The sequence below is a fragment of the Methylobacterium sp. J-070 genome, assembly GCF_022829385.1.
Lineage (GTDB): Bacteria > Pseudomonadota > Alphaproteobacteria > Rhizobiales > Beijerinckiaceae > Methylobacterium.
Genome location: NZ_JAKSXX010000120.1, coordinates 16048 through 36232, shown reverse-complemented (window position 1 = coordinate 36232; position 20185 = coordinate 16048). Strand labels below are relative to the sequence as shown.

The 20185-nt window shown below is 64.5% G+C and carries 19 protein-coding genes and 3 pseudogenes; 10 read left to right on the top strand and 12 right to left on the bottom strand.

What is annotated here, in order from left to right:
* Window positions 1–126 precede the first annotated feature (126 nt).
* Window positions 127–1223 (top strand): annotated as a pseudogene (locus tag MKL01_RS09890) (IS630 family transposase).
* 69 nt (window positions 1224–1292) lie between these two features.
* On the opposite strand, the gene MKL01_RS09885 reads toward MKL01_RS09890, so the two are convergent.
* From MKL01_RS09885 to MKL01_RS09865, 5 genes are all read right to left on the bottom strand, one after another.
* The gene (locus tag MKL01_RS09885; RefSeq protein WP_243905040.1) at window positions 1293–2615 is read right to left on the bottom strand and encodes a PQQ-dependent sugar dehydrogenase; all 1323 of its coding nucleotides are present in this window, start codon (window positions 2613–2615) and stop codon (window positions 1293–1295) included.
* Window positions 2612–3136, bottom strand: coding sequence for a DUF2231 domain-containing protein (locus MKL01_RS09880; protein WP_243905039.1), 525 nt, complete (start codon window positions 3134–3136; stop codon window positions 2612–2614). The genes MKL01_RS09885 and MKL01_RS09880 overlap by 4 nt, the downstream gene beginning before the upstream one ends.
* A 68-nt stretch (window positions 3137–3204) precedes the next feature.
* Window positions 3205–4224, bottom strand: coding sequence for a fumarylacetoacetate hydrolase family protein (locus MKL01_RS09875; RefSeq protein WP_243905038.1), 1020 nt, complete (start codon window positions 4222–4224; stop codon window positions 3205–3207).
* 226 nt (window positions 4225–4450) lie between these two features.
* Entirely contained in the window at window positions 4451–4606 is a 156-nt protein-coding gene (locus MKL01_RS09870) for a hypothetical protein (protein WP_243905037.1), read from the bottom strand.
* Entirely contained in the window at window positions 4603–5130 is a 528-nt protein-coding gene (locus tag MKL01_RS09865; protein WP_243905036.1) for a class II aldolase/adducin family protein, read from the bottom strand. The genes MKL01_RS09870 and MKL01_RS09865 overlap by 4 nt, the downstream gene beginning before the upstream one ends.
* Before the next feature lie 81 nt (window positions 5131–5211).
* Between MKL01_RS09865 and MKL01_RS09855 the strand changes: the two are divergent.
* The 3 genes and pseudogenes from MKL01_RS09855 to MKL01_RS09845 form a co-directional block, all read left to right on the top strand.
* Window positions 5212–5685: pseudogene (locus MKL01_RS09855) on the top strand (glycosyltransferase family 2 protein); the annotation flags it as partial.
* Window positions 5682–6740 (top strand): glycosyltransferase, encoded by a 1059-nt coding sequence (locus MKL01_RS09850; protein ID WP_243905035.1) that lies wholly within the window; start codon window positions 5682–5684, stop codon window positions 6738–6740. The pseudogene MKL01_RS09855 and the gene MKL01_RS09850, both read left to right, overlap by 4 nt.
* Before the next feature lie 191 nt (window positions 6741–6931).
* The gene (locus MKL01_RS09845) at window positions 6932–7474 is read left to right on the top strand and encodes a class I SAM-dependent methyltransferase (protein WP_243905034.1); all 543 of its coding nucleotides are present in this window, start codon (window positions 6932–6934) and stop codon (window positions 7472–7474) included.
* A gap of 379 nt (window positions 7475–7853) precedes the next feature.
* Here MKL01_RS09845 and MKL01_RS09840 read toward each other — a convergent pair whose 3' ends face one another.
* The 5 genes from MKL01_RS09840 to MKL01_RS09820 are packed head-to-tail and all read right to left on the bottom strand — an operon-like array spanning window position 7854 to window position 11519.
* Window positions 7854–8588, bottom strand: coding sequence for an amino acid ABC transporter ATP-binding protein (locus tag MKL01_RS09840; protein WP_243905033.1), 735 nt, complete (start codon window positions 8586–8588; stop codon window positions 7854–7856).
* On the bottom strand, window positions 8585–9223 hold the full coding sequence (locus tag MKL01_RS09835; RefSeq protein WP_243905032.1) for an amino acid ABC transporter permease: 639 nt from the start codon (window positions 9221–9223) through the stop codon (window positions 8585–8587). The genes MKL01_RS09840 and MKL01_RS09835 overlap by 4 nt, the downstream gene beginning before the upstream one ends.
* A 3-nt stretch (window positions 9224–9226) precedes the next feature.
* Window positions 9227–9931, bottom strand: a complete 705-nt coding sequence (locus tag MKL01_RS09830) for an amino acid ABC transporter permease (protein WP_243905031.1) — start codon at window positions 9929–9931, stop codon at window positions 9227–9229.
* Window positions 9928–10797 (bottom strand): amino acid ABC transporter substrate-binding protein, encoded by an 870-nt coding sequence (locus tag MKL01_RS09825; protein ID WP_243905030.1) that lies wholly within the window; start codon window positions 10795–10797, stop codon window positions 9928–9930. The genes MKL01_RS09830 and MKL01_RS09825 overlap by 4 nt, the downstream gene beginning before the upstream one ends.
* Before the next feature lie 11 nt (window positions 10798–10808).
* Entirely contained in the window at window positions 10809–11519 is a 711-nt protein-coding gene (locus tag MKL01_RS09820) for an HAD family hydrolase (RefSeq protein ID WP_243905029.1), read from the bottom strand.
* Between the two features lie 399 nt (window positions 11520–11918).
* On the opposite strand from MKL01_RS09820, the gene MKL01_RS09815 reads away from it, so the two are divergent.
* Window positions 11919–12848, top strand: coding sequence for a LysR family transcriptional regulator (locus MKL01_RS09815; RefSeq protein WP_243905028.1), 930 nt, complete (start codon window positions 11919–11921; stop codon window positions 12846–12848).
* A 15-nt stretch (window positions 12849–12863) separates the two neighbouring features.
* Here the strand turns inward: MKL01_RS09815 and MKL01_RS09810 are convergent, their stop codons facing one another.
* On the bottom strand, window positions 12864–13823 hold the full coding sequence (locus MKL01_RS09810) for a LysR substrate-binding domain-containing protein (RefSeq protein WP_243905027.1): 960 nt from the start codon (window positions 13821–13823) through the stop codon (window positions 12864–12866).
* Window positions 13824–13921: 98 nt separating this feature from the next.
* Between MKL01_RS09810 and MKL01_RS09805 the strand changes: the two genes are divergently transcribed.
* From MKL01_RS09805 to MKL01_RS09790, 4 genes and pseudogenes are all read left to right on the top strand, one after another.
* On the top strand, window positions 13922–15094 hold the full coding sequence (locus MKL01_RS09805; RefSeq protein ID WP_243905026.1) for an alanine racemase: 1173 nt from the start codon (window positions 13922–13924) through the stop codon (window positions 15092–15094).
* 12 nt (window positions 15095–15106) lie between these two features.
* Complete coding sequence (locus tag MKL01_RS09800) at window positions 15107–15499, top strand: RidA family protein (protein ID WP_243905025.1); 393 nt, start codon at window positions 15107–15109, stop codon at window positions 15497–15499.
* Window positions 15500–15590: 91 nt separating this feature from the next.
* Window positions 15591–16060 (top strand): annotated as a pseudogene (locus tag MKL01_RS09795) (Lrp/AsnC family transcriptional regulator).
* Window positions 16061–16478: 418 nt separating this feature from the next.
* A complete protein-coding gene (locus MKL01_RS09790) occupies window positions 16479–17276 on the top strand; it encodes a haloacid dehalogenase type II (RefSeq protein WP_243905024.1) in 798 nt (265 codons plus the stop codon).
* Between the two features lie 155 nt (window positions 17277–17431).
* On the opposite strand, the gene MKL01_RS09785 is transcribed toward MKL01_RS09790, so the two are convergent.
* Window positions 17432–18451: a LysR substrate-binding domain-containing protein gene (locus MKL01_RS09785; RefSeq protein WP_243905023.1), complete on the bottom strand. Its 1020-nt coding sequence runs from the start codon at window positions 18449–18451 to the stop codon at window positions 17432–17434.
* 365 nt (window positions 18452–18816) lie between these two features.
* On the opposite strand from MKL01_RS09785, the gene MKL01_RS09780 reads away from it, so the two are divergent.
* The gene (locus MKL01_RS09780) at window positions 18817–20142 is read left to right on the top strand and encodes an MFS transporter (RefSeq protein WP_243905022.1); all 1326 of its coding nucleotides are present in this window, start codon (window positions 18817–18819) and stop codon (window positions 20140–20142) included.
* Window positions 20143–20185: the final 43 nt, after the last annotated feature.

Here is a 20185-nt window from a genome sequence, read left to right as displayed (position 1 = left end):
CGACGTTCAACCGCCTCAAGGACTTCCGCCGCATAGCCACCCGCTACAACGAACTCGCCGGGAACTACGCCTCATACTAACCCTCGTTGAGCGGGACTCACCAGGGGTAGCGGCGGCGGACCGTTAGTGATTCTGTCCTTGGGTTTGGAGCCTGAGGAGGATGGCATGGCCGCTCCGGTGCCGCTGCGGTCGGACTTCGACGCCGAAGGCTTGCGCATCCTGGCCAAGGGTGCGCGCGATCCCGCCCAGACCCGTCGCCTGTTGGCTTTGTCTGCGATCTACGCGGGCGGCTCGCGTACGGAGGCCGCCGCATTCGGCGGGGTCGGGCTCCAGACGGTGCGTGACTGGGTCGTGGCGTTCAACGCGCACGGTCCGGACGGGCTGATCGGCGGCAAGCCACCCGGTGCGCGGCCGCGCCTGAACGCCGAGCAGCGCGAGGCGCTGCGCGCCTTGATCGAGCAGGGGCCGATGCCAGCCGCCCACGGGGTGGTGCGCTGGCGGCTGATGGATCTCGCCCAGATCCTGTTCGAGGATCACGGCGTCTCGGTGTCCGAACAGACGCTGAGCCGGGTGCTGCGGAGCATAGGCTATCGGAAGCTCTCCGCCCGTCCGCGCCACCACGCCCAGGACCCGGACGCCATTCCGGCTTTTAAAAAGGCTTTTCCACCCGCTTGGCGGAGATCGTGCAGGCCGTCGGAGGCAAGTCGATAGAGGTCTGGTTCGTCGACGAGGCTCGGGTCGGCCAGAAAAACACGATCACCCGCCGCTGGGCCAAACGCGGCACGCGCCCCGCGGCACCCAAGGACCAGCGCACAGCCTCGGCCTATATCTTCGGCGCGATCTGCCCCGCCCTCGGCAAAGGGGCGGGCCTCGTCATGCCCCGCTGCACCACCGAGGCGATGGGGCTGCACCTGGCCGAGATCGCCTAAGCCATCGCCCCCGGCGCGCACGCCGTGCTGCTGCTCGATCAGGCCGGGTGGCACACGACCAAGAAACTCGTCGTGCCCGCCAACATCACCCTGTTGCCCCTGCCGGCTCGCTCCCCCGAACTCAACCCCGTCGAGAACCTTTGGTAGTTCACGCGCCACAACTGGCTCGGCAATCGGATCTTCAACTCCTACGCCGACATCCTCGACCACTGCTGCGACGCCTGGAACAACCTCATCGACCGACCCTGGCGCATCATGTCCATCGGATGGCGCGCATGGGCCCAAGGGTCCTGATCAATGAGGATTGGTATCAGCCGTCGCCCTGGCTGCCGTCATCGCCTCGGTGCTGATCAAGTCAAAGCCCTAATGCGTGGCCGCTGCCCCGCTCACGCGCCAGACCGTGTTGCCGACATCGTCCGCGACGATCAGGGCGCCTGTCCGATCAAGCGCCACGCCGACCGGCCGTCCGCGGACAGTCTTATGGTCGTGAGCGAGGAATTCGGTGACCACCGGAATCGGTGCTCCGTTCGGGTGTCCATCGACGAAGGGGACGAAGATCACCTGGTAGCCGTTCAGCGGATCGCGGTTCCAGCTGCCATGCTCACCCACGAAAGCGCCATCGGCGAATTGCGGCGACACCTTCTGACCTTGGGTGAACGCAACACCGAGGGTCGCGACGTGGGAGCTCAGTCCATAATCCGGCTTGAACGCCTTCGCGACCATGTCCGGCCTCTGCGGCTGGACGCGGTCGTCCACGTGCTGCCCCCAGTAGCTGTAGGGCCACCCGTAGAAGCCGCCCTCCTTGATCGACGACAGATAGTCCGGATCCGCATCCGGCCCATTCTCGTCGCGTCCGTTGACGACGGCGAACAGCTGTCCTGTTCCGGGCTGGACGGCGAGGTTCGTCGGATTACGGATCCCGGTCGCATAGAGGCGTTTGGCGCCCGTCAGCCTGTCGACCTCGAAAATGGCCGCGCGATCCCCCTCGATATCCATCCCGTTTTCGGCGACGTTGCTGTTGGACCCGACTCCGACGTAGAGCTTTGATCCATCTGGGCTGGCGACCATCGCCTTGGTCCAATGATGGTTGATCGGGCCGGCCGGGAGATCCACGAGCTTGATCCCCGGCTCCTTGATCTCCGTCTGCCCGGGCTTGAACGGATAGGCCATGATCGCGTCGGTGTTGGCCACGTACAGCGTATCCGCTACCACCGCGACCCCGTAGGGCGAGTGCAGATTGTCGACGAGCACCGTCTTGATCTCCGGAATGCCATCGCCATCGGCATCGCGCAGCAACGTGATGCGATTGCCGCCCTTGTCTGCAGCACCGCCGCGGGCCTTGATCAAACCCGAGATGTAATCCTTCGGCCGAAAAGGCTTGGTGCCGGGGCCGTTGCTTTCGACGACGAGGATGTCGCCGTTGGAGAGCGGGTAGACGATACGCGGATGCATCAGCCCGTTCGCCATGGCTTGGATGCGCAGGCCGGCGGGAACCGTTGGCGTTTCCCCCTCCTTCCAGCCGACGGCTTGTGGCACGCTCATCGGGGGGACGAGGTACTCGCGGGACTCCGGAATGTCCGGGTTCGACCCGTATTGTTTTGCGGGATCGCCCCCCTTGTCGTTGCAGCCGGCCAGCAGGGCGACGACCATCAGGCTGGAAGCCGCGCGGAATCTCATCATGGTCATGCGTTGTCTCCCTGGGTGGGCATCTTGAGGCCGGTCACGCACCAGCCGCGAAAGCCGGATACGAGGAGCAGGATCGCGACGATGGCCGACACGGCGATCCCAGACGGAACGACAGACCTCCAGCCGTCGCGCGTGTGGATGAAGACGTTGATGATCGAGAGGATCGCGACGACTGCAAGCAGGCCGAAGTCTGGCCAGATGATCGGCCCAGCCCTGCCGAGCACGAGGTCGAGCACGAGCACAAGCGCGGCGATCAGGGCCAGCACGAGCCCGCCGGTGATCAGCCACGCCGAAAAGTTTGCCCACTGCATCAGCGCATTACTGAAGTACATGTAGTCGGTGAACAGGGCGGCCATCAGCAAGGCCCCGCCTAGTCCGACGAACAATGGGTGCAGCGGCCTGGGCGTACGGCTCGCGCCGATTTGCATAGCCATATTTTTCTCCCTTAGCTCGACGACTCGACAGTGCCCGATGGGCGCAAAGCGGAACGCGAGCATAAGGCGATGCGGCACGATGAACATCCGCGTGTCCCATTAGGAGCACGCAGAATTGTTGGATCAAGGCTTCACGTTCGGCCTGTGGCTTCACCTTACGTCAAGCGGAAGCGCAGTTCACCCAGACCTTCCAGCTCCGACACGATCTCGTCGCCGGGCTTCAGCCACACCCGCTCCTTGCGCGGGGTCTTTTCCCCGAAGATCACCCCTTGCGGCGTGCCGGTGTAGAAGATGTCCCCCGGCTTGATCGTCATCACCTTCGAGGCGAAGCTGATCAGCTGGCGGCAATTGAAGATCATGTCGTTGGTGTTCCAATCCTGGCGCACTTTGCCGTTCACCACGGTGCGGAGCTTCAGGTTATTGGGGTCTTTCACCCGATCGGCCGTGACGAGATAGGGACCGAGAGGGGCGAAGCCGTCCGAGGTCTTCCCGATCATGAACTGCGAGGTCAGAGTCTGGAGATCACGCGCGCTGAAGTCGTTGCCGGTGCTGTAGCCTGCCACATAGTCGAGGGCATCCGCCTCGCTCACGTTCCTGCATTCGCGTCCGAACACGATGACCAGTTCCGTCTCGTAGTCGAACTCACGCGCCGCTTCGGTCGGCAGCTTGATCGTGCCACCATGATAATTGAGGGTATTGTTATACTTGTTGAACAGCGGCGGATCCTTCGGGATCGGCGTGCCGGTCTCCTCGGCATGGTGCTTGTAGTTGAAGCCCATCATGATGATTTTTTCCGGCCGCGTCACGACCGGGGCGTAGTCGATCGCAGACGCGTCCAGCACGAGCCGCTTGTCAGGCGTCGCCCCGACCGCGTCAATGAGCGCCCGCAGGACCGGGCCGCGACTGTTCTGCAGCAAATCGTCCATGTCGGTCGGGAACGGCATTCCCAAGGCGCGGCCGGCGGCCCCGACGTCGAGCACGCCGCTCGTCATTTTGACGCCGAGCGTGTAGCCGCCATCTCGGCGCATGTTGATCAGTGTCATGTCCCGCGGCATTCCGGTCGGCTCGGGCGCGAAAGCGTCGTTCTTCGTCCGTCCGTCAGTCGCCTGCGCCGGGGATGCCGCGGCGGCTAGACCCACCGCCGTAGCCGTCAGAAATTGGCGCCTGTTGCTCATGATCGTTTCCTCTTAAAGGCCCGTCTTCGCGGGCCGTATGCGGCGCAAGGTTCACCCCAGGCCGTGCCGCGAGCCTGCGCTCACAGGGACCCAATCAGTACAGCATCTTCCACCGAAGCGAATGCCGCCTCGGCGTCGAACAATGCGGCAAGAATAACGGCTCGGCGTTTTCTGTAATTCTTAAGTCACGCGGACCAGCAAATTTGCCGGCGACGGCACCAGGGTCTCACTGACGGAGGTCGGCAGCCGTCTTCTTCCACAGCTCCCACGCGCGCAGATGGATCAGATCGAGGGCCTTGTTCGCCTTCTCGCCTTCCTCGACATCCAGGTAGGTGATCGGGCCGCCGAGTGCGATCGCCTGTGCCTGGATCTTGGCGTTCACCTCAGTGTAGACCGCGCGGAAGACTGTGAGGGGATCGTCGGCCCAACCACGACATCGCCGTGGCCGCGCATGAGCACGACACTCTTGCGCCCCAGTGCATCGGCGAGGAACATTCCGCGCGGCCCCGTCCGGACCAGCATATCTGTCATACCGTCCGCCTTCCTGATGTCGAAAACCGGGACGCCGTCGGCCAAGAAAGCAGCCAAGTGATACGCGGTGCGCATCGGCACCTGCGTGATACCGAACGGGATGACGGCGGGCGAGTGACTGTGCACGACGGACTGAACGTCAGGCCGGGCTTTGTAGATCTCCGCGTGGATGAAGCGCTCGAGGAAGACCGGGCGTCCCTGTCCGTCGATGGCATTGCCGTCGAGGTCGAACTCCATGATGTCGTTTGGCGTGACGAGGGAGGGTGCCATCGAGCGCGACATCAGGAAGTGGTTCGGATTGGAAGGAAGCCTTACGCTGATGTGACCGAAGCCGTCGACGACGCTCTGGTCAGCGAGGATGTGGCTCGCCGCCACTAGAGCTGTTCCCGGTCAGGTAGCGACGGCCAAGTCATCCTCATAGCCAGCTGCGGCAAGGTAGTTGCGGCACTCCTGCGGAGTAACGATTACCGCTGCTTCTGGTCGCTCAACTTCGCGATCCAGCGGGCCACCTTCCTGGCGACCGGCGGCTTCGACGAGCGCTACACCGGCTATGGCGGCGAGGACACCGACTTCGGCAAGCTCCTCGACCGGAGCGGCATCCCAATCGCCTGGATGAAGGGCGCGCGCGCCTATCACCAGTACCACCCGCACCACATGCCGCCGGTCCATCACCTCGAGAGCGTGGTGCGCAACGCCGAGCTGTTCGAGGCCAAGTGGGGCTACCGCACGATGGGCCACTGGCTCTACGCCTTCAAGGTGATGGGCCTGATCGACGACACGCCCGACCGGCCAATCCGCATCCTGCGCCGGCCCGACGCCGCCGATCTTGCGCTGACCGGCCAGCAGGGCCACCAGCCCTACACCAACTCAGCTGCGGTGATCCGTGCCATCGAGGCCCGGGCGGGCGAGCCCGCGCCGGTGACGGCATGAGGATCGCGCTCCTCGCTCATCTCCGCCACCCGATCGCCCCGCCATTCGCGGGCGGCCTTGAAGCCTACACCTGGAGCCTCGCGGACGGCCTTGCCGCCCGCGGCCACGCGGTCACGCTGTTCGCTTCCGGTGACAGCGACGCGCGCTTCGCCCTGGATCCTGTGATCCCGGTCCATCACGAATGGAGCCATGCCGGCCTGGAGCACCGGGGCGATGTGGGGCTGAAGAGTCATCTCGACAGCGGCTACGCCGCCGCCTGCGACCGGATCGCGGCCGGAGGCTTCGACGTGCTCCACAACAACAGCCTGAGCCGATTGCCCCTGGAGAAGCGGCGTACCGCCGCGACGCCGACCGTCACGTCGCTGCACGTGCCGCCCTACGATGCCCTCCGCTGGTTCGTGCAGGCGAGCCCCGCCCCGGGACACCGGATCACCGCGACGTCCCGGGCGCAGCTGGATGCGTGGTGGCCGGACGGGGTGCCCCCGGAGGCATCGGTGCTCCACAACGGCATCGATCCTGCCGCCTGGCCCTACCGACCGCGCGGCGACGGCAGCGCCGTCTGGTGCGCGCGGATCACGCCGGACAAGGGCGCGCCGCACGCGATCGCGGCGGCGCGCCGGGCCGGGCTTCCGCTGACCCTGTTCGGCCCGATCGAGGAGCCCGGATATTGGGAGTGGCAGGTCGCGCCGTTGCTCGGAGGATCAATCCGCTACGGCGGTCAACTCAGCGGTGCGGATCTAGCTGCGGAGGTCGGCCGCGCCTCCGTGTTCCTGGCCACCCCGTGCTGGGACGAGCCGTTCGGGCTGGCGGCGATCGAGGCGATGGCCTGTGGCCTGCCGGTCGCCGGCTTCGCCCGGGGCGCCGTCCCGGAGGTCGTCGGCGAAGCTGGATCCCTCGCTGCGCCGGGGGACGAGGAGAGTCTTGCCCGCGCTATCGGCGAGGCGATCGCGATCCCGCGGCCGGTCCCGCGCGGGCGTGTCCTGCGCCTGTTCACCCGCGCACGGTGGCTCGACCGATGCGAGGCGCTCTACGCGCAGGCTTGCGCCGTCGGGTGACCCCACCGCTCTTCCCGCATGGCTGCCCCTTCTGCGCCTTCTCAACAGCCTGAAATCAGAGTGACATGACCCGTCAGGACCTGATCGCCGCCCTGTGGCACGGCCGCGACCCCTTCGCGGATCCCCCGACGGACCTACGCGCCGGCGACCTTCAAGGCTGGCGCAGCATCCATCCCTACCTCGAGGAGGCGGTGATCGAGTTCCGGCCACGCGTGGTCGTCGAAATTGGGACTTGGAAGGGAGCCAGCGCGCTCTTTCTTGCGCGTTCCATGGCCGAGCACAACGTCGCCGGCACCGTGATCGCGGTCGATACGTGGCTCGGAGCCGTCGATCATTGGGCGGACGAGACGCTTTTCGCGGAACTCGCCACCGAGCATGGCTATCCGAGCCTCTACCGAACCTTCCTGGCCAATGTGTTGCGCGAAGGCATGACGGACCACATCGTGCCGTTACCGCTCGACTCGGTGAATGCCGCGGAACTTCTGCGTCTGCGCGGCGTGACCGCCGATGTCATTCATCTCGATGCCGGGCACGAGGAGGCGTCCGTTGCGGCGGACCTGCGCGCCTGGTGGCCGGTCCTGCGACCTGGAGGCCTCCTGATCGCCGACGATTACGACCGCCTGGGCGGCCGCTTCCCGGGTGTGACCCGGGCGGTCGATACGTTCTGCGCCGAGGCCGGAGCGCGGGGATCGTGGTCACTGCGGGGCAAGTGCAAGTTCATCAAGCCGGATTAGGGTTAATCAAGTGCTTTGCCTGTAGGCCGGCGACTCCGCCTAAGGTAGGCCTCCCTCGACTTGGCGGCAGAAAAACCAGTCCAGAGTTGATGTCTGCTTTCGAGATGTCGGCGGCACGACCTCTTCGTCAGAATTGGGCGCGAAGCGGCCAGCGGGAACTGGCCGTTTACTGCCGTTCCGGTTTCGCGCGCAAAACCGAAGAAAGCGGACGCTCGGCAATTGGCTGAAACTGGCCGAATGCCGACCGCCTGCCTTGAGGCGGATGGAGACAGTTTCGGGAACTTGATCACCGCACGAGGACGCACGCGTTTGAGACAAACTTCCGCGAATCGGGACCGTGGTCGCGAAGCCGCGATTCCCGACGAAGGGCGACGATACCTCAGTGGGGGAGAACTTTGCTCAGGAAGCGTTGCGCCCTTTGCGAAAGTGTTCCCGGATCGCCGAAGAAGACATCGGTCGCGCAATCCTCGACGATAGCTCCGTCCTCCATGAAGACGACCCGGTCGGCAACGCGCCGGGCAAATCCCATCTCATGAGTCACCACCATCATCGTCATGCCCTCGCGGGCCAAGCCGGTCATTACATCGAGAACCTCATTGACCATTTCGGGATCGAGGGCGGAAGTCGGTTCATCAAACAACATCACCTCGGGGTCGAGGGCGAGAGCACGTGCGATCGCGATGCGCTGTTGTTGTCCGCCGGAGAGCTGGGCGGGCATGGCAGAACGCTTATCGCGCAGGCCGACGCGGTCCAGTAGCGCCGAAGCCCGTTCCTCGGCCGCCGGCCGCGACCGTCCGAGGACAGTGCGTTGGGCGAGACACAGGTTCTCCATCACATCGAGATGCGGGTAGAGCTCGAAATGTTGAAACACCATGCCGACCCGCCGGCGCAGGGCGCGCGCGTCGAGCGACCCTCGACCGAGCACAGCCTCACCGATTCTGATCGTGCCGGACTGGAACGGCTCAAGCGCATTCACGCATTTGATCAGCGTCGACTTGCCGGAGCCCGATGGCCCACAGATCACGACCACCTCACCTTGCCGGACAGTAAGGCTGACCTCTCGCAGCACCGGTTTGTCGCCATAGCACTTGTCGACCCGTTCGAAGACGATCACGGAGCGCTCCTTCGCATCCTGGCGACCGCCGCAGTCGCTCCAAGACAGACGAGGTAGTAAACGAGGCAGGCCAGGAGGTAGGTCTCTACGAGCCTGCCGGCCCGGTTTGCGACGATCGAGGCCGCGGTCAGGAAGTCGTGCAGCGATACGACGAAGACCAGCGAGGTGTCCTGGAAGAGCACGATCGCCTGCGTCAGGAAGACGGGCATCATGGCCCGGAAGGCCTGTGGCAGAACGACGTATCGCAGCGCCGCCAGATGGCTCATCCCGCAGGCGAGCGCGGCGTTCATCTGTCCGGGGCGAACGCTCGCGAGACCGCCGCGGATGATCTCGCTGTAATAGGCCGCTTCGAACAGGACGAAGGCGACAACCGCCGAGGCGAAGGCCCCAACCGGCCGTCCGAGGATCAGCGGAACCATGAAGTAGAACCAGAAGATCACGAGGATCAGCGGCACTGCCCGAAACGCGAAGACGTAGACGTCGACCACCGCGCCGCCGGCGCGGCCCCCGAACAGGCGCAGGGCGGCGAGCGCGGTCCCAAGCGAGAGGCCGCCGAGGACACCGATCGCCGTCAGGCCGAGGCTGAGGGCCAGCCCTTCGACCAGAAACGCGGCATTGTCCCAGAGCGCGTTCATGGCTCAGGTCCTTACTGCAAGCGCGCTTGGCCGAAGCCGCGCCGCCATCCGGTCGAGACCGAACGCGATCACGACATAAATCAGCGTCGCCGCCCCGAACGCCTCGAAACCGTGGAATGTCATGTCCTCGATCTGGCGGCTCTCTGCGGTCAGCTCGACGACCCCGATCGTGAGGGCGATCGATGAGTTTTTGACGATCGAGAGGAACTCTGACGTCAAAGGTGCCAGGATGATGCGAAAGGCCTGCGGCAGGATCACATACTGGTAGGCCTGGGCGCGGGTCAGGCCACAGGCGAGCGCGGCCGAGACCTGCCCGCGCGGCACCGCGTCGATCCCTGAACGAAAAAGCTCCGCTAGGCGGCCGGACGTGTACATGCCGAGCGCCACGACCGCGGTCGTAAATTCGGGCTGGGGCATGTCGCGCTTAACCCACAGGCCGAGATCGCGCGGCATCAACTCCGGCACGACGAAGAACCACACGAACATCTGCAGGATTAGCGGGATGTTGCGAAACACCGAGACGTAGAACCCGGCGAGCCAGCGGATCGCGGGTGAGCCCAGCACCCGCAGGAGCGCGACAGGAAGCGCGAGGATGAGGGCGAGCGCCCATCCGGCCGCCGAGAGCGCGAGCGTCCAGGCGACGCCCGCGATCAGCCACCCCGCATAGGGTTCTCGAAGCACGAGACCCCAATCCCAGGCGTAGTTCATTCGGGGATCCCCTCGATCTTGAAGAGGGCGACGGTATCCGCATCGATCGGGCCCGCGTAGGGAGTCACCCAGCGCCCGTAGAGGCCCTGCAATTCACCCGACCGGGCGAGGCGGGCGATGACGCCGTTGATCACGGTGAGCAGCCCCGAATTGTTCTTGCCGACCATGAAGGCGACCTGCTCGAAGGAGAGCGGCGTGCCGACGACGGCGAAGCGGTCAGGTTCGGTCGCCGTGCGAACCACGCCGCCGAGCAGCACCGCGTCGTTGATGAAGGCGTCGGCGCGTTGTGAGGCGACAGCCAGGAGACCCTCGCCGTTGTCCCGGACGGTGAGGATGCGGGCCGTGAGCTTCCGCGCCTCCAGCGCCGCTCGAACGTAGCGGTCGGCGGTGGTGCCGGCGGCCAGTGCGATCACCTTGCCGGCGAGATCGGGCAGGTCGCGGATACCTGAATCCTTGCGGACGAGGAGCTTGCCCTCGCTCAGCGCGACCGCATAGCTGAAGTCTACCTGCTGCTGGCGGGCCAGCGAGTTGACAGTCGTGCCGCACTCGACATCGACGGTGCCGTTGGCGATCAGAGGGATCCGAGTCTGCGGCGTGACCGGCACGAACCGGGTTCGGATCTCGTCGACCTTGAGGGCCTGAGCCAGCGCGCCGGCGACGCGCCGGCAAACCTCGACCGAGTAGCCGGACGGCTGTTGCGAGCCGTCGAGGAACGCGAACGGCTCGGCCGACTCGCGAAAGCCGATGGTCAGCGTCTTCGTCTCCTGGATCCGGTGTAGGGCGGTGTCGGCGACCTGCGCGGCGGCCGGCAGTGATCGAGCAGCCAAGAGGGCGGCGCAGAGCGCCAGGATTGGGGCGACGCGCATCGGGAGGGCTCCTATGTGATCAGCGGCAAGAGGGAAGCGACGTCATCGAGAATGACGTCGGGTCTGGGCACGGCCGGATCGAGCGCGACGCCGCGGCGGTTGATCCAGGCGATGGTGAGGCCGAGCGGCTTGCCGCCGACGAGGTCGGTGAACTGTGATTGCCCGGCGTGCAGGATCCGGCCGAGCGGCGCGCCAGTCTCCCGGATCAGGTAACGGAAGAGCGACCCGTCCGGTTTGTAGCCGCGGGCGCGCTCCGCAGTGCAGGCGAGCGCGACGCCGGATGGCAGGCGCGTGCGCGCCAGGAGGTCGTCGTCGATATTCGACACGATCGCGAGGCGCCGCCTCTCGCCGACGCGGGCCAGCGTCGCCTCGACGTCGGGATAGAGCGGAAAGCCTGGGAAGGCGTCGAAATAGCGCTCGATCAGTGCGGAGTCGCCGTGGAGGCCGTAGTGAGTGAAGGACTCTTCCAGGGATAGGGTGCAGATATCCCTGTAGCTGCGGTACGGTTCCCAGTAATGGGAGATGTTACGGTGCTCCCAGAACTCCCAGAAATCGCGCAGATTGACATGACTTCCCCCGCAATCATCGAGAATGGATTGGAAGGCCGCATAGGAACCCTCGCGAACACTGATGAGCGTACCGAAAACATCGAAGGAGACCCAGGTCGGGTCGTAATGCGGGGGAGGATCGCGATCCGGCGGCGGGATGTCGGCTTGGTTCATCGTAGGGCGATCCCTTCGGTGTTGACTCAAACAAGTGCGGCGAGGCGCGGTGACCGGGATGCCGAAGCGATGTGGGCGATGGTCGACCGTGTATCGTCCGCGTCCGGCATCACCGAACACGGTAGTCGCGAGACCCGATACCGGACGATTGCGTAGTTCGAACGATCTAATCGCGCGTGCCCGCGTCTTTCGAGGATCAATTGAAGATCGAATTCAATTCCAGATCATCGTTAGACAGGCATCTGAGCTTGACGATACGATTGGACCGACGATCCCGTCTCGGATGGAAATGAGCAGACTGGGCCCCCCACATCGGCGAGGCAGGCCAACGTTACCGTGCGATCGATAGCCCGACAAAAGATACCTTTTCAGGGGGTAGTGAGTTTTCTACAACACCCTATGGCCCACATCCCGCCCCTTGCCGCCCTGTCGGCTTTCGAAGCCACGGTCCGCCTGGGCGGGTTTGCCCGGGCCGCGGCGGAGCTGAATGTGTCCACCAGTGCCGTGAGCCATCGGATCCGGGCGCTTGAGCGCGACTTAGGAGCTAGGTTGCTGGAGCGGAGCACCGGCATTGGCGGCATCCAAGTGACGCCTGCCGGTGCGCGGCTTTTGCCGGCCGTCGAACGGGCGCTTCTGGCGCTCGAAAATGCTTGCACCGAGATCAAAGGCATCAAGAACAGGCTGACCGTGTCCGCGAACCTGCCGTTCTCAACAATGTGGCTGCCGCGACGGCTCGCGGATTTTGCGAAGGTTCATCCGGGATACTCGATCAACGCGATCATCCAACCTGACGAACCCGACTTTTCGCGACACCCGATCGACCTCGCGATCGTCTATGCGCCGGCCAAGCAAATCCGAACCGACGATGTTGTCCTGTTGGCCGAGCATGTCTTTCCCGTATGCAGTCCGGATCTCACCCCGGTCACATCCGATTTCTTTCGTCGTCACCGTCTTCTGCAGGAGGAGTGCGAGGGCAGTCCGGAGCTGGACTGGAAGAGCTGGGCTTCAGACCTTGAACTGCCGGGCGACGTCGAGTCCCGCGTGATCCGGTACGCTAGCTTCAGCCAAGTCGTCGCCGCCGCCCTCGATGGAGCCGGGCTCGCGCTTGGCCGCTCGCCGCTGATCGACTCCGAACTCGCCAGCGGACGCCTCGTGCGGATAGAGCCGTTTACCCCCCGGCTCGCATCTTGGCGCTTCGTCGCGCGCTCGGGGGTGGGTCGTCCCCACAGGTTAGTGGAGCCACTCATTGAGTTCCTGCGGTCGGAGGCGACCGTGGAAGGGGAAACTGATCTCCCCAAGACGGGCCGGTCCCGGGGAGGAGATGCTTGAGCGTGGGTCGTCGTCCTAGGTCGAGTGTCGATCGGCTTGTGCCATGCCGGCCAGATGCCGATGCTCGCGCCACGGTAGCGGATCAAGGGATTGCCTGAGCGCTGCCAGAAACCTCTCGGTCCTCGCCGCGCGTGCGCGCCGGTTCGAGCCGAGCAACGCCACGACCGGAGCCGGAGGCAGGGCATAGCCTTCAAGGACGCGAATCAGCCGCCTCGTCCGCAGGTCGTCCGCGACATCCCACTCTGAGCGCACGATCACGCCAAGGCCCGCGAGGGCCCAGCCCCGTACTACCTCGCCGTCGTTGCTGGTGAGATCAGCCTCGATCCGGACCCGCTCTTCCGTGCCATCGGTTGAGCAGAGGCGCCAGAGCGTGACATCCTCGTCGTTCTCGCGCAGCGCGATGCAGACGTGATCTTTCAACTCGGCGGGCGTCAGAGGAGCCGGACGCTGCGCTAAGTAGGCGGGTGCCGCGCAGAGGACACGGTCGTTCGGCGCGAGCAAGCGGACAGTCAGGCTCGGGGTTGCTTCCTTGATCTCACCCACGTGGATGGCGAGGTCCCACATCTCGGACGGCATGCGGCCGAGGCGGTCCGAGAGCAAAAGGTCGACTCTGACCCCTGGATGCAGGATGCGGAAAGCCGCCACGACCGGTGCGACGTGACGGCGCCCAAAGCCGAAAGGCGCGACGACCCGCAAGTGGCCGATCACCTCCCCGCGACGCTCGGCCAATGCATTGTCGAGGTCGTCGAAAGCTGCGAGAAGGTCGCGCCCGTGCTCGGCCAGCAGCTCACCTTCGTCGGTGAGAGTGAGGCCGCGACCGGAACGGTCCATCAAGTGGACCCGCAGTCGTTTCTCCAAAGCTCGCAATCGCTGCGTCACGGCAGGCGGTGACACGTTCAATGCGCGTGCGGCGGCGGCGAGGGAGGGGCTGGCCGCGACGACAGCGAAAAAGCGGAGGTCTTCTGTGTCGATCATTAAGGCCCCCCTTAATCCAACATGAAGTAAGGGTTAATAGCGCTTCTTCTTCCGCTATGATTTTTCACTCGGATCAGCAAGCGCGGGAGGCGGGCGTGTTGAACGCCGGATCCGATACCACGATCAATCCGGGGCGAGTCGACTTGGCGTCGCCCGTACTATCGACCCCATGCCTTATATTGGACGAAGCGCGCCTCCGGGCGAACCTCGCGGGGATGCATGCGCATCTTCGGCAGCTGGGTGTCGGATTCCGACCGCACCTCAAGACGGCGAAGTCGATCCAGGTCGCCCGTCTCGCCATGACCAGCCCGGCGGGTTCTGCAACGGTCTCGACGCTGCGCGAGGCGGAATATTTCGCTGAGGGCGGGGTGCGGGACATCCTCTACGCAGTGGGAATCACCCCCCAGAAACTCGATCGCGTCGACATGATCCGAAGGCGTTGGGACACGACGCTTACCGTGCTGCTCGACTCGGTCGAGCAAGCGGAAGCGGTCGCGTCCTGGGGTGCCCATTCCGGCCATGTCCTGCCGGCGCTGATTGAGATCGACGCTGACGGACACCGCTCCGGTGTGCCGCCGGAGGACGCGCAGACGATTGTCGCGATCGGACGCGCGTTGGGCACGGCGCTTCGGGGGGTGCTTCTGCACGCCGGCGACAGCTACGGCCTCAACGAACCCGAGGCGCTCACCGAGGCCGCGGAGCGCGAGCGGGCGGCGGCGGTGGCCGCGGCCGCCATCTTGCGCGATGCGGGTTTGCCTTGCCCAATGGTGAGCGTCGGTTCGACCCCGACCGCGCGCTGGGCCCGGGATCTCTCCGGCGTCACCGAGGTCCGCGCCGGTGTGTTCATGTTCGGCGACCTGTTCCAGGCAGGAGTCGGCTCCGTCGCGGTCAGGGATATTGCGCTCAGCGTGCTCGCCACCGTCATCGGACATCGCCGCGACAGGGGCTGGATCATCACCGATGCGGGCTGGATGGCGCTGTCACGGGACCGGAGCACGGCGCGGCAGGCGGTGGACCAGGGATACGGCGTGGTCTGCGACCTTGCGGGCCGCCCCTATCCCGATTTGCTCGTCGCCGAGGTCAACCAAGAGCACGGCATTCTCGCCCTCCGCCCGGGCACCGGAACCGATCTGCCCGACCTGCCCATCGGCGCACGGGTCCGCATCCTGCCGAACCATGCCTGCGCCACCGGTGCCCAGCACGATCGCTACCATGTGCTCGACGGTGACGGACGAGTCGGCGCCGTGTGGCCGCGCATCAACGGCTGGTAGGAGACGCCAACGATGAAAGCACCAATTCAGCGTGTCGCGACCGCCCGGGCTCCGGCACCGGCAGGCCACTATGTCCAAGCCACAGCATGGGGGGACCTCGTCTTCGTCTCGGGGCAGCTCCCACTCCGACCTGACGGTACCCACATGGCCGACGCGACAGTCGAGGCCCAGATCCGACGAGCGCTCGCCAACTTGCTGGCGATCCTGGCCGAGGCAGGCTCCTGTCCGGATCACGTGCTGCGCGTGACGGCCTACCTCGTCGGCGTGGAACACTGGTTGGTCTTCGACCAAATCTTCGCCGAGCTGTTCGGACCGGCGAGGCCGGCTCGCGCGGTAGTGCCGGTTCCGCAGTTGCATCACGGCTACCTCGTGGAGGTCGAGGCGATCGCTACACGCGCGCCCTGACGTCCCGACTTAAGGCACCCTGGCGATAGAGACCGACCGCCAGCGCGCCCACCCGCCACGCTCGGACGACATCCGGATGCTATTCTCGGAGATGCCAGCAATGACCGCTCACCGTTTTCGACGCCGTCTTGTTCAATCCCTTGACGGCCCTGCTCGACGGTTGGTCTTGTGGAACGCGGTCGGGCTGTCGGAATCGGCGTGCTCGCGTCGCGTGCGCCAACGCGAGAGATCGGGCGTCATTCGCGGCATGCCGCACTCATCGGAAGCGCCCTAGCCGAGGGTGCCCTCGTCGTCCTGATCCAGATCACCCTTGAGCGGCAGACAGAGGAGTTTCTCGATCGCTTCGAAAGCGCGATCCGACGGTGCCCTGAGGTCGCAGCGTGCTTCCTGATAACGGGGATATCAGGTCACCTCGTGCGGATCGAGGTTGCAGACGCGGCCACCTACGAGCACCTGCATCGCGAGACGCTCTCGCGACTACCAGGCGTCTCGCGCCTCCAATCGAACTTCACCATCCGGACGGTCGTCGGAGCGAAATCATTGACGCGTGGCAGGGACTGATAACGCGGCACGATCGGGAGACCGGCCGCGACATGTCGGCTGCCGGTCCGCCCGCGGCATGATGGACGGCACACGCGGGCGACAGGGACGCGATCGATCAAAGCTAGTGGCGTGATAGGTGTCGTGAAAGCAGCCTGGACCCGCGCTCGCGGTCCATGCCGGCACGATGCGGATGCGACGACCAGGGCACCACGCTTGCGAGCGGAGCGATACGAAATCCGTATACCTCATCGAACATTCCGATTTCACCACGAAGAGCATTCTGGCTACCCTCGCCGATACCTTTCGACCGGCAGAGATGCAGCACTTGAATCAGTGGTGACGTCTCGCCTCGATCATCCTTGGAGGATGCATGTCAGGGGACCGTATTTCGGAGCGCTCGACGACTGCGGGGCATCCCGACCGACGGACACTCGTGTTGGGCTTCGGGCTCGCACTCGCCGTTCCGCTCGTCCGGCCCGGATCGGCACGAGCGGACACGGACCAGACGGGTGCGGCATTCGATCCGGCCGGCATCAAGGCGATCGTGTTCGACACCGTCGGCACGCTCTTGGACATGTACGGGTCGATCACCGCGAAGGGCACGCAATTTACCAAGGCCCGCGGCATTGAGGTCGACTGGATCAGGCTTCTGGACGAATGGCGCGCCGCGTGGCGAAAGCTTACCGATCAGATCGCTCTGGGAACCGCGCCCTGGCGGTCCGCCGACCTTGTCTATCGTGAGGCCTTGGACAGGGCATTGGCTCCCTACGACTGGGAAGCGAAGATCAGCGCAAGCGATCGGGATCAGTTGAATCACTTATGGTACGAGATCGAACCCTGGCCCGATACGCGGCCGGGTCTCGAACGGCTTCGAAAGCGCTATACGGTGTCGACTCTATCGAATGGTAGCATGGCGTCGTTGATTACCATGATCAAAGTCGGCCGCCTGCCCTTCGACTGCATCTTGACGGCCGAGCTAGTCAGATCCGCGAAACCCGACCCGAAAGTGTACGAACTCGCGAGGAGTTCGCTGAACCTTCGCCCGGAAGAAATCCTGATGGTGGCGGCGCACAAATATGATCTGGCAGCGGCAAAGAAGTTCGGGTTTCGCGTGGCCTTCCTGCCGCGACCGCTGGAATACGGCCCACATGGTAAGGTCGACATTATGCCGGAAGACTATTTCGACCTGATGCGACCCGATCTCGTCAGCATCGCAGCGGCGCTTGGGACGTGACGCGACGAGCCCCACCGGTCGGCTCTCGGCGGCGACGATCATCGCGCGCATAGCGCACGAGCGTCGCTTGGCTGGAGCATCGTCGCGCGCGGGTACGCGCCGCAGCTGGCGCGGGGTAGGCGGAGGGCTTCGGTCCCGGCGGACGGCGGCGGGGGTCAGCCCGTCCGTGTCGGTCGATGGCGTTTCCCCTTGAGCCGGATCTGACGGGCGGACCGGGTGCGCCCCTCGGCGATGGATCTATCGTAGGCGACTGGGGGCAGGCATCGAAGGGGCTCGGATCGTGCCATGTCAGCCCACAGGCGTTGAACCGGCTCGCGGCCGCCGCCGTCGCTCGACCGATAGGCACGGATCTCCAACGGCAGGGTCCAGCGTCCGCCGCCGGCGGCGACGAGCTGGCCAGCCTCGAACTCCTCCTTGACGGCGAAGTAGGGGAGCCAGGCGACGCCGCGGCCCGCGACCGCCATCGCCTTCAGCCCCGCCGCGAGCGCGCTCTCGTAACACAGATCGAGCGACGGGAGATCGGACTGCATCTGAAGGATGCTCTCGACCAGCCGGGCTAGATAGGCGTGGTTCGAGAAGCCCAGGTAGGGGATCGGCTGGTCACCGGCCGTATCGAGGCTGTAGCGCGGCGTATGGTCGGCTTTCGGAGCGCAGACGGGGATCAGGTGCTCCTCCGCGATTTTGATCGAAGTGTAGCTCCTGTCGTCCGGTAGAACGGCTCCAGCGGTCGCGTTGTAGCTGAAGACGATGTCGCACGATTGCGACGCGAGGGCCTCGAAGCAGTCGTAAATGCTGCCCCCCTGCACGCTGGTTCGGAAGGAGCCGAGGCTTCCTTCCACGTGCGAGAGCCACCGCGGAAAAAAGCTGGTGGCGATCGTCTGAACCATCGCGAAGGCGATGAACGCACGTTTCGGCCGCGCCACCCCGCGAGCCAGATCGCGCTCGCGATAGAGTGCCTGGACCAACTCCTCCGCGGCGCGGCGGAACTCGGCCCCCTCTCTCGTCAGCGCGACGGGGAATACGGTGCGGTCGACGAGCGCAGCCCCCAGCCACAGCTCCAACTGCTGAATGCGTCGGCTGAATGTGGGTTGGGTCTGGTTCCGCAGCACGGCTGCCCGTGAGAAATTCAGGGTCGTGCTGAGCATCAGAAAGTCTTCGAGCCATTCCGTATCCACGTTCAGTCCCGCTTTTTTCGATGGTGTTCAAGTAATCTAAAATGTTCCGATCATTCCATATCGACGGGCGACGACCGAACCCGTCGATGGCGGCTCGGCGAGGAGAACCTGGTCTCAGGATCGTGGGCCATGACACTAATTATCGAGTCGCCTCTCGAAGCACCCCGCTCTCGCTGGTGCTAGCGCTACAAACAAAAATGATCCTCGGCCAGCCAATACGAAATTTGCATAACTGATGCAAATTTCGCAATTTAGCTCGGATGAGGATGGTGCTAGCCTCTCAAGATTACGTACCGCAGCAAGAAATTTAAATAAAAAGTTGGGTGGACAGACATATCGATGCGACACGTCGGAGAACGGCTGTGATGAGCGATACTCTGGCTTCGGAGCCTAACGTGGAGGCACTCGATCGATCTGCGATTGAAAGGCAGACGATGCGTCGCGTTTTCCGTCGAACGTTACCGTTTGTCGTATTGGCCTACGTCATTGCGCATATCGATCGGTCGAATATCGCGGTCGCCGCATTTCAAATGAACAAGGATCTCGGGTTGAGCGCCGCCGAGTACGGGTTCGCCGCCGGGATCTTCTTCATCCCGTATTGCCTGCTCGAGATTCCCAGCAATCTGGCCCTCGTCCGCTATGGGGCGCGCCGATGGATAGCCAGGATCATGATCTCCTGGGGTCTCGTCGGCTTCCTGATGGCCTTCTGTGTCACAGGTCCGTATTCCCTGTACGTTGTGCGTTTTCTATTGGGGGCTGCGGAGGCGGGACTCTATCCGGGCGCCCTGTATTATCTGTCTCTCTGGTTCCCGGTGCAGTATCGGGCGCGGGTCTTCGCAATCTTCGGCACGGCCCTACCGATATCCAATCTCATCGGAGCGCCTTTGGCGGCATCGCTGCTCGAACTGGACGGCCTGCTCGGCCTTCGCGGATGGCAATGGGTCTTTATCATCGAGAGCCTGCCGCCCCTCATCTTCGGATACATCTTCCTGAAGATCATGGCGGACAAGCCTGAGGACGCAGATTGGCTCGCGCCGGTCCAGCGTGCGTGGCTAACGCGGAGCCTTGCTGAGGCGGCGCCTGTAGCTGCCAACGGTCGTTCATCCGGTTGGAGACAACTGCTCAACCCCGAGGTGCTCGGCTTGTCTTTAGTCTTCGCCGGCAGCGCCAGCGCGACCACGGCGCTGGGGCTCTGGATGCCGCAGATCCTCAAAGAATTTGGCCTGTCAAATTTCGGCGCCGCGACCCTCAATATGTTTCCATACGCCTCGGCTTGCCTGGCGATGTTGTGGTGGGGAGCGTGGTCCGACCGATCCAACGAACGCTTCTGGCGAACGGTCCTTCCCCTGCTCGTCATCGCGGTCAGCCTCGCGGCGACCCTCTTCACCGGGTCGCTCGTCACCTTGCTGATCCTGCTCTCGTTCACACTCGTCGGCACCTACGCGGTGAAGGGTCCGTTCTGGGCGCTGGTCAATGAGTGGATTCCCGCGGGGAACGCTGCGGGATCGATCGCGCAGATCAATGCACTGAGCAACCTGGCGGGTTTCGGCGCCACTTACTTGCTCGGATACATCAAGAACGAGACCGGTAGCTTCTCGCAAGCCTGCCTGCCGCTGGTCGCGTCGGCCTTCGCTGCCGCCATCACTCTGAGGCTGCTGAGGCGCAGACGGAACAACTTCGCCGCGGCCTGATCGTGTCGTGCGGCGGCACGATACAATCGTTAAAAGGAGATCA